We start from the raw sequence: 9,546 nt of genomic DNA, 5'->3' as shown, positions 1-9,546 counted from the left end.
TGCGTCTGATCGATGAAATTGCCGATACCTATCAGCTCGAAGGGCATGAGGTCTCGATGACCACGAGCATCGGCATCAGCGTTTTCCCGGAAGACGGCAAGGAAGCAAGCATGCTGTTGAAGACTGCCGATTCTGCCATGTATCATGCCAAAAACAATGGTAGAAACAGCTACCAGTTCTACAAGGAATCCCTCAATCGGGCGGCCATAGAACGATTTTCCATTGAACGGGATCTGAAAAAGGCTCTGGTCAATGAGGAATTTGTTCTATTTTATCAGCCACGAATCGATCTCGCCTCCCGCAGGATCGTGGGCGCCGAGGCGCTGATCCGATGGATTCACCCCACCAAGGGAATGATTACGCCAGACAAATTCATCCACATTTCAGAGGAATCCGGCCAGATCATCGACATCAATCGCTGGGTATTGCATACAGCGTGCAATCAGCGGAAGCAGTGGATTGAGGACGGGTTGCCGTCCATCAATGTCGCAGTAAATTTATCGGGGTACAAGCTTTCCAGCCAAAATATCATCCGGACCATCAAAGAAGCGCTGGGCGCTCGCGGAAGCCAGAACGAGGCCCTTGAGATCGAAATTACCGAAAACGTGCTTATGCAGGACACCCAGGCGACGGTTTCCACCCTGCAGCAGATCAAAGCCCTGAGGATCAGGATCGCCCTTGACGATTTCGGAACCGGTTACTCTTCTCTGAGCTACCTGACGTCCTTCCCGGTGGATATCATCAAAATCGATCGCTCGTTTGTCATGGGATGCACCACCGAACCCAAGAATCTGATCATCATCAAAGCGATCATTGCCATGGGCCACAGCATGGACAAACAGATTGTGGCCGAGGGCATTGAAACCGAGGAACAGTTCAGGTTGATGAAGGAACTGGGCTGCGATGAAGGTCAGGGCTATCTCTTCAAACACCCGGTTCCCCAGGATGTCTTCGCTGCGCTCCTGGCCGACGGCCATTTATAGTGGGCCTATCGCGGTATCAACGCATGCAGACCCGTTAATTTTATGGATGCACTGACGATATACCTGATTCCGCCGATCCTGTCGCTGTTGGTCAGCCTCACCCTGGCAGGCATCGCCTTTGGTCCCAGGCCCCGAACGACCGAACGAAAACTGTTTTCGGTGATCTGCCTGTGGTGGGGGCTTCTGTCCCCCGCTTTTATCAGCCACCACCTGCTGACCGACCTATCTCAGATCTTGGCCATTGAGCGGTCCATCCATTTTTTTTATGTTTTCCTCCCGGCGCTGCACATCGTGTTCGTGCACCACCTCCTGGACATCCATAATAAATCGTTGGTCGTCGGTGCTTTTCTTTTCAGCGGCCTGCTGGCGGCGACGACGCCAACCAGCTGGTACATCCACGGGCTGTACCAGTATGATTGGGGATATATCGCCAAGGGGGGGCCTGCGTTTCAACTTTTCGGCCTGTACGGCATGGTTACGCTATTCTATTTTGTTTTTCAGACCGTGCGACGGGTAAGGAATGAGCGCAACCTCGTCCGCATTCGCAAACAAAGGTATATTATCTTCTCTTTTTGCATGTCCGGCTTGCTGACGCTGCTCAACATTCCAGCCATGAATGGATACGATTTTTATCCGGCAGGCAATTTTCTGTTCCTGCCCCTGTCCATACTGGCCTACGGTGTGCTCAGATACCGTCTGATGGACATTCGCAGCATTCTGCTGCAGGTCGCTTCATGGGGCGTCCTCTCGTCGCTGATACTGGTGCCCAATTTTTTTTTCCTGCACTGGATTTACAACAGCGCCGCTCAATTCAGCCGCGGGCTGTTCATAGTGGTCATTTCATCGTGGTTCATGGCCAATTACCATTGCATTAGACGGCTGCAGCCGTTCATCAACAGCCGATTCAACCCGAGTCGCCACCACCTGAGCCTGGCAGTGAAGGAATTTATCGCCAACGCCATCTTTTTAAAGGATCTTGAAGCGCTGGTGATTGAGTTTCAGGATCTCATGAACCGCTACCTGGCCATTCCCAATGCCGCGGTATTTCTCTGCCGGGATCACGCCAACACCATGGTCAATCCGGCCAACGGAAACCGTGCCGAGTTGTCTGACGCTGTCTCGATGCTGCTGGCGTCACAGCCTTTCAGTGCCAGCATCGATATGATCGAGACGCACCCGCTGTATGCAGAGGCGGCGCCTGAGCTGCTCGAGCTGATGGTTAAAAACGGGTACCGGTACATGCTGCCACTCGTTCAGGCCGAACAGTTGGTGGGGGTTGTCTGGTTGCCCAGGCCCGATCACGGCGCCGACCTGTCACCGGATGAGCTCAAGCTTTTGGACCAGCTGTCCGTGGCCGGGTTGGCTTTTTCCAATTCGGCCATCTACAAGAACATTGCCAATCTCAAAGAGGATCTGGAAAAGCGAACCGTTGAATTGACGCTGGAAGTTGAAGAACGGCAGAGAATCGAAGAAGCCCTGCGAAAGAGTGAGGAAAAACATCGGCTCATGGCCGAAAACATCCAGGATGTCATCTGGACCATGGACATGAACCTTGTGTTCACTTACATCAGTCCTGCAGCGGAAAAGATGCAAGGCTGGTCGACCGACGAACTCATGGGGTTTTCCCTGGAGCAGATCTTGACGCCCGCATCGATGGAAAAAGCCAATGACACCATGATGGAAGTACTCCACCATGGAGAAAAAACAGGAGATTTCAGCCGCCATGTGACACTTGAGCTCGAGCAATTGAAAAAAAATGGAGAAATCATACAAACTGAAATCGCCGCATCATTCATGCTGGACAACCATGGACAACCCTGTGGCATATTGGGTGTGACACGGGATGTGACCGAACGCATGCAGGCGCTTGAGGAGCGGGAAGCGCTTCAGGAGCAGTTGGCCCGGGCCAGAAAGATGGAAGCGCTTGGCATGCTGGCCGGCGGGGTTGCCCACGACCTGAACAATATCCTGTCCGGCATCATGAGTTACCCCGAGGTCATCATGATGAAGCTGCCCGAAAAGAGTCCCTTGAGAAAACCGCTGCAAACCATTCAGCGATCCGGGCAACGGGCGGCCGCTGTGGTAAATGATCTGGTGACCATCGCCAGGGGGGTGGCCAGCAGTCGGGAGGTTACCAACCTGAATCGTTTGATCAGCGAATACCTGGTTTCGGCGGAGCACGCCAACCTGTCGGCTCATCATCTCAAGGCCCAGGTCGAGGTTCGCCTTGAGGCGGACCTATGGAATATCAGTTGCTCAAGAATCCACATCGAAAAAGTGTTGATGAACCTGTTGGCCAATGCCATGGAAGCCCTCGATCAGTCAGGGGTCATAACCATCAGCACGAAAAACTGCATTGTGGATCGACCGATGCGGGGCTATGAGACGGTCCATACGGGCGAATACACGATGCTGAGCGTAGCGGATACGGGGAGCGGGATTCCGCCGGGTGACCTGGATCGGATTTTTGAACCCTTTTACACCAAAAAGATCATGGGGCGAAGCGGAACCGGATTGGGTTTGGCCATTGTATGGAACACCGTGCAGGATCATGCGGGTTACATTACCGTAGCCAGCGGCAAGAACGGTACCCGCTTTGACCTGTATTTTCCGAGTACGCGCGCGGCGGAAGAAACCGATGAAGCCAATACGCCCATAGACGCCTTCAAGGGCAATGGCGAACGCATTCTGGTTGTCGACGACGATCCGACCCAACGGGAAATTGCATCGGCGATGCTTCTGGTGCTGGGGTATCGGGTCAATACGGTGGATAGCGGAGAGGCTGCCCTGGACTACCTTGGAACACACGATGTGGATCTCATGCTTTTGGATATGATCATGCCACCGGGAATGAACGGCCGCGAAACCTACGAAGCGGTCAGCCGGATACAGCCGGGACAGAAGGCTGTCATTACCAGCGGTTTTTCTGAAACCGAGGAGGTCAACGCGGCCCAGCGCCTGGGTGCCGGGGGGTTGCTGAAAAAACCATATGCCATCGACAAATTGGGCCAGGTGTTGCGGTCCGCTCTGGTGCAATCGTCAGACACCGCCTAAATTTCCTGGATGCCATCGGACCTCAGCAGAACTGATTTCAATAATTGGGATCAGGGTTCAGCGTATGCCTGCTTCAGCTTCAGGTTTTGTTTCAGGTAGGTTTCCAGCTTCTGCTGCACCCGTCCGTATATTGTTTCAGACGCGAAGCGGCCCTTCGCATCCGGCCTTCCGGCGGGCGTTCCGGTGAGGATTTCGATGCCCGCCTCGATGGTGGCAACCTGCCAGATCGTGAATTTCCCCTGCTTGACCGCATCCACCACACTTTTCTTCAGCATCAGGTTTTTGACGTTGGCCGCCGGGATCATCACACCCTGACCGCCGGTCAGCCCCTTGCTGTGGCAAACGTCGAAGAATCCTTCGATCTTCTGGTTGACCCCGCCGATGGCCTGGACCTGGCCTTTCTGGTTCACCGACCCGGTGACGGCAATACCCTGGCGGATGGGGACGCCTGACAGGCTGGACAGAATGGCGTACAGCTCCGTGGACGAGGCGCTGTCGCCGTCGATGCCGCTGTAGCTCTGTTCGAAAGTCAGGCTGATGGACAGGCTGAGGGGGGAGCGCTGGGCAAAGGTGCGACCCAGGTAGCCGGAGAGGATCAGCACGCCCTTGTCATGCGTTTTTCCGGACAGCTTGGATTCACGCTCGATGTTGATCACGCCGGATTTTCCCATGAATGTTTCGGCGGTGATGCGTGACGGTCGTCCGAAGGCAATTTCACCCATCTGGTAGACGGCCAGTGCGTTGACCTGGCCGACTTCTTCCCCGGCTACGTCGATCATGATGGTGTCTTCTACATAGTTTTCGTGAATTTTCTCTTCGTACAAATTGTAACGGAAGCGGTACTCCGTAAAGGCCTTGACCACGTGGAGGGATGTCACCCGGTCGGCGTTGTCTTTCCTGGCCCAGTAATCGGCCTCCTTGATGACGCCGACCACCGAGCCGAAACGAAGTGACAGCTTGTTTTTGCTGTCAATGGCTTTTTCACCATACTCCACCACGGCCGACACCCCATCGGGGGTGAACGGCAGAAGGCTCTCGTCCCGGCAGACCCGGGCGATGAATTGGGCATAGAGCTCGACGGTCTCGTCGGTTCGGACCACCTCATAGTCGAAGTCCGCCCGCACGCGGAAGAGTTTGTTGAATTTGGGATCGTAGTTCTGGAGAATCTGGAAGGGTTCATACCCCCCCAGCAGAATCACTTTTACGTCCAGGGCCACCGGCGTCGGCCGCAGAGAGGCGGTGCCCATGCCCATGTCGTGGGCCATGTCTTCGATGCAGAGCATCTTGTTTTGCAGGGCGCGTTTGAGCGACTCCCATACCTGAGGGTGGGCAAGTGTCGACTCCACCTCAAGGATGAGAAAACCACCGTTTGCCTGCAGCAAAGACCCGGATTGAACCATGGTGAAATCGGTGACCAGGGTGCCCATGAAAGCCTTCTTTTCGATACGGCCAAACACGTTTTGATAGGTGGGGTTGGTTTCGAACACCACCGGCGCCCCCTCCATGCCGGATCGATCCTGCAGCACGTTGACCCGGTAACGGTTCAAGGAAAGCTCCCTGACATTCTCCGGTGCATCGCCGTTGCCTTCCGCTTCCTGCTGACGGGGCATGAAGAGGGCCACGTTGTCCACCATGTCTTCCTGCAGCTCATCCAGGAATTGTTGAATTTCCGGTTGATCCTGGTAATTCTCACGGACCAGGTCCAAACGGTTCTTGACCACGAAAAGGGCCATTTCTTCCGCCAATTGCTGGATTTCCTTTTGTTGGATGTGTGTGATTCGGTTGACATTCCGCATGGCCGTCTGGATCTCTTCCTGGAAGGATTGAACGGTCTGTTCGATGCGGGCCCGCTCCGGTTCGGAAAGGCCTTCAAACTCCTCTTCGGTATAGGGTGCGTCCCCGTTGATGGCGATGGTCTGGTAACCGGACGGCGTTTTTTCCAGCTTCAGGTGCTTTTCCAGGGCCGATCGATCCAACGCCTCGAAATGGTCTTTTATCTGCTGCCCGTATTTTTTCTGGATCTCGATGACCTTCTCACGAAACGGATCCGTCTGGAACTCTTTGGGCAGGCGAATTTTAAGGTCACTGATCAGCCGGTTCAGGCTTTTGGCAAAGCGGGCGGCGTGGCCGGGGTTCACCGGCAGGGCCCTGGGGCGGTATTCATCCTTGAAATTGTTGACCATGCACCAGTCCGCAGGCGTGGGCAGGGCTTTGGCAGCCTTATGGATGAGCTCCTGAACGATAGTGGTTTTGCCGGTGCCTTCTGGACCGGTCACGAAGATGTGATATCCGGCGCTTTTCATCTCCAACCCGAAGGTGATGGCCCTTACTGCCCGCTCCTGACCGATCACCTGGTCCAGGGGCTCGATGTCGGCGGTGGTTTCAAATTTGAATATGGACGGGTCGCACAGACAGCGCAGGTCGGAAACGTCTACCACGTTTTGAACGGTCATGAGGGCTCCTGATTCATAGATGAGAAATACAACGAATACCCAATGTCGAACAAGGAACCGCAAAATGATGAAGGAAGGAATTCTTTCTATAGACTATTTCTATCTCGCGGTGAGCCCCTCCTTCGACATTCGTGATTGCAAACTGGACATTCTACGGTTCGTTTTTCTCCTGGGTTTCCGTGACCGTGAGCTTTATCCTTAATGACAGCTCATCCAACTGCGCCTTGGCCGCCTCGGACGGTGCATTGGTGAGCAGGCAGGCGGCGCGCTGGGTCTTGGGAAAGGCGATCACGTCGCGGATGGAAGGCTCACCGCAAAGCAGCATCACCAGGCGGTCGAATCCAAAGGCGATGCCCCCGTGGGGCGGGGCACCGGACTCCAGGGCGTCCAGCAGAAAACCGAACTTCTCCTGATAGACTGCCGGCTGCATACCAAGGGCTGCAAAGACCCGCTGCTGCAGTTCCATATCGTGGATACGAATGCTGCCGCCGCCCACCTCGAAGCCGTTGAGCACCAGGTCGTAGGCCCGTGAGCGAACGGCCAGAGGGTCGTTTTCCAATCGGTCGTAGTCTTCCTCCAGAGGAGCGGTGAAGGGGTGGTGCAGCGCCTGGTAGCGTTTTTCCACCTCGTCGTATTCGAACATGGGAAAGTGGGTGACCCACACAAAGTCAAAGCGGTTGTCGTCGATGAGTCCCAGCTGCTTGCCTATATGGTTGCGCAGGTGTCCCAGCGCCTCGTTGGTGACTTTGGGCTGGTCCGCCACGAAAAAGATCAGATCGCCGGGGGCCATGTCGATGCGTTCGGCCATGCGGGCCTTCTCCGCGTCGGTGAAGAACTTGGCGATGGGGGATTGCCAGGCATCTTCGCGCACCTTGATCCAGGCCAGGCCCTTGGCTCGGTAAACAGCCACGAATGCAGTCAGGTCATCGATCTCTTTTCTTGAAAAATCGATGCATCCCTTGGCGTTCAGGGCCTTGACGATGCCGCCGTTTTTAACCACGTTGGCGAAGACTTTGAACCCGGAGCCCTCGACGATGTCGGAAATGTCTTTGAGTTCCAGGCCGAAGCGCGTGTCGGGCTTGTCCAGGCCGTAGCGATCCATGGCCTCGGTGTACGTCAGCCGGGGAAAAGGGCGGGTCAATGATCGGCCCATGACCTCGTCGAACAGGCTGGCCATCATGCCTTCGCTGACGGCCATGAGGTCTTCCTCGCCCACGAAGGACATTTCCATATCGATCTGGGTGAACTCCGGCTGACGGTCGGCCCGTAAATCCTCGTCCCGAAAGCAGCGTACGATCTGATAGTAGCGGTCGAAACCGGAAATCATCAGCAACTGCTTGAACAACTGGGGAGACTGGGGCAGGGCGTAGAACTGGCCGGCGTTGACCCGGCTGGGAACCAGATAGTCCCGGGCGCCTTCCGGGGTGCTTTTGGTGAGCACCGGCGTCTCGATGTCCAAAAAGCCGTTGTCGTTTAAAAAGTGCCGCACCGATGCACCGGCCCGGTGCCGGGTGATGATGTTGCGCTGCAGCGGTGGACGCCGCAGGTCAAGATGCCGGTTTTTCAGGCGGATGGGTTCGGAGACATCCACGTTGTCCTCGATCATGAACGGCGGCGTCTTGGCCGGGTTGAGAATCTTCAGTTCATCCACCAGCACCTCGATCTCGCCGGTAGGCAGCTTGGTGTTGACCATGCCGTCGGGCCGGGGTTCCACCCGGCCGCGGACGCCAATGACGAATTCGCTGCGAAGGGTGTGCGCCTTGGCATGGATGTCCGGATTGATCTCCGGATTGAAGACCACCTGGGTAATTCCCTCCCGGTCGCGAAGGTCGATGAAAATCACGCCGCCGTGATCCCGCCGTCGCAGGACCCAGCCCATCAGGATGACTTCCGTGCCCATATCCCGGGCACTCAAGGCGTTGCAGTGATGGGTTCTTCTCATGTCGCCGAGGATCTCAGCCAATAGAATTCTCCTTTTTGGAAAATGTTTCGATCAACGTGTCTACAATCACCCCCACGGGGATCTCTCTCTGGGTCTTGGTGGTCATGTTTCGAAGCACCACCGTTCCCGACGCCAGCTCACTCTCTCCCACGATGAGCACCCGACCGACGCCCGCGCGATTGGCCTGCTTCATCTGGGCCTTCAGGCTCTTGTCCCCATATTCCATGGCGGCGCCGATGCCTTTGAGCCCCAGGGCAGTCGACCATTCAAAGGCCAGTTTCTTGGCCGGATCACCCAGGGCGGCGATATACAGGTCAGGCGGTCGAATGGCCGCCGGGGCGTTCATGGCGACGATTTCCGCCAAACGGTCGAAACCAATGGCAAAGCCGATGGCCGGGACCTCAGGCCCGCCCAGGGAGCCGACCAGTCCATCATAGCGCCCACCGCCTGCTATGGCACTCTGGGCGCCCAGCGCGCCGGTCTGGATTTCGAAGGCGGTGCGGGTATAGTAATCCAGCCCGCGCACCAGCTGTTTGTCCACGTTGAATGGAACGCCCAGTTGGGTCAGCATTTCGGTGACCGTCGAAAAGTGGCTGCTGCAGTCGTCGCACAGGTAGTCGATGATAGCCGGGGCACCCTTCATGGCCTCCCTGCAGCCGGGGACCTTGCAGTCCATTACCCGCAGGGGATTGCGATCCTTCCTGCGCAGACAGTCGCTGCACAGGGATGAGGCCGCCTCGACCAACAGCGTGGACAGGGCGTCCTTGAACCGGGGCCGGCAGGCGGGGCAGCCCAACGAGTTGACCTGCGCCGTGGTGTCGGTCACGTTCAGGCGGTCGAACAGGGTGCGCAGCAGAAAGATCAGTTCCACATCCGCGAAAGGCGCACCCACACCGAAGATTTCAGCATCGATCTGGTAAAACTGGCGGTAGCGGCCTTTCTGAGGCCGCTCCCGGCGAAACATGGGGCCGATGGTGTAAAATTTGCGAACGGGGTCCTGGGCGTACATCTTGTGCTGGATGTATGACCGGCAAATGGATGCGGTGGCCTCGGGCCGCAGGGTCAGTTGGTCACCTTTGCGGTCGGCAAAGGTGTACATCTCTTTTTCCACGAT

General features: G+C 56.3%; 5 protein-coding genes. 2 read left to right on the top strand and 3 right to left on the bottom strand.

Annotated elements, in window-relative coordinates; translation table 11 throughout:
- Both ABYV26_RS13920 and ABYV26_RS13915 read left to right on the top strand, forming a co-directional pair.
- Nucleotides 1-983, top strand: a 983-nt coding sequence (locus ABYV26_RS13920; RefSeq protein ID WP_372681958.1) for a putative bifunctional diguanylate cyclase/phosphodiesterase, incomplete at its 5' end; no start/stop codon positions are given.
- Between the two features lie 42 nt (nucleotides 984-1,025).
- Nucleotides 1,026-4,037 (top strand): response regulator, encoded by a 3,012-nt coding sequence (locus ABYV26_RS13915; protein WP_372681957.1) that lies wholly within the window; start codon nucleotides 1,026-1,028, stop codon nucleotides 4,035-4,037.
- Between the two features lie 50 nt (nucleotides 4,038-4,087).
- On the opposite strand, the gene ABYV26_RS13910 is transcribed toward ABYV26_RS13915, so the two are convergent.
- The 3 genes from ABYV26_RS13910 to hisS form a co-directional block, all read right to left on the bottom strand.
- Nucleotides 4,088-6,490, bottom strand: a complete 2,403-nt coding sequence (locus ABYV26_RS13910; protein ID WP_372681956.1) for an AAA family ATPase — start codon at nucleotides 6,488-6,490, stop codon at nucleotides 4,088-4,090.
- 151 nt (nucleotides 6,491-6,641) lie between these two features.
- Nucleotides 6,642-8,453 carry an aspartate--tRNA ligase gene (gene aspS, locus ABYV26_RS13905; protein ID WP_372681955.1) on the bottom strand — a complete coding sequence of 604 codons (1,812 nt, stop codon included), beginning with the start codon at nucleotides 8,451-8,453 and terminating at the stop codon, nucleotides 6,642-6,644.
- A partial coding sequence (gene hisS / locus ABYV26_RS13900) for a histidine--tRNA ligase (protein WP_372681954.1) occupies nucleotides 8,446-9,546 on the bottom strand: 1,101 nt, incomplete at its 5' end. The genes hisS and aspS, both read right to left, overlap by 8 nt.

Source organism: Desulfosarcina sp., assembly GCF_041551955.1.
Classification (GTDB): Bacteria; Desulfobacterota; Desulfobacteria; order Desulfobacterales; family Desulfosarcinaceae; genus Desulfosarcina.
The sequence above is the reverse complement of the archived record's forward strand: the minus strand, read 5'-3'. Positions and strand labels throughout refer to the sequence as shown.

Bases quoted from the DNA above. Each gene is read 5' to 3' on its own strand.
- ABYV26_RS13915 (WP_372681957.1), top strand. From the start codon at position 1,026: ATGGATGCACTGACGATATACCTGATTCCGCCGATCCTGTCGCTGTTG.
- ABYV26_RS13910 (WP_372681956.1), bottom strand. From the start codon at position 6,490: ATGACCGTTCAAAACGTGGTAGACGTTTCCGACCTGCGCTGTCTGTGC.